Annotated in this window: 1 protein-coding gene; it reads right to left on the minus strand. The window is 52.7% G+C overall.

The window, feature by feature from the left end:
* The coding region (locus ACTHTY_RS12020) for an alanine:cation symporter family protein (protein WP_440367860.1) at window positions 1-444 on the minus strand (444 nt) is incomplete at both ends.

Raw genomic sequence — 444 nt, forward strand, 5'->3', positions numbered from 1 at the left:
GTGCAGACCATCAGCGTATCGATAAAGATACCGATAAATGCAGCCATACCTTGTTGCACAGGGTGTTTGACGTTGGCGGTCGCATGAGCGTGCGGGGTCGAACCCATACCGGCTTCATTGGAAAACAGGCCGCGTGCCACACCGAAGCGGACTGCCTCGCGCATACCGATACCGGCCGCACCACCCAATACCGCTTCCGGATTGAAGGCGGCGACAAAAATATTGTGGAACATCGGGATGATGTGGTCGGAGAATTTGAACAAAATAATCACGGCACACAAGATGTAAATTACCGCCATAAACGGCACGACAAATTGCGCGATACCGGCAATGCGGTTGATGCCGCCGATGATGATCAGGCCGGCGAATACCGCCAAAGTAATACCGACAGCCATCGGAGGAACATCGAAAGCCAAATTCATGGCAGAGGCAATAGAGTTGGAT

The organism is Neisseria sp. P0019.S002 (assembly GCF_051957155.1).
Taxonomy (GTDB): Bacteria; Pseudomonadota; Gammaproteobacteria; order Burkholderiales; family Neisseriaceae; genus Neisseria; species Neisseria perflava.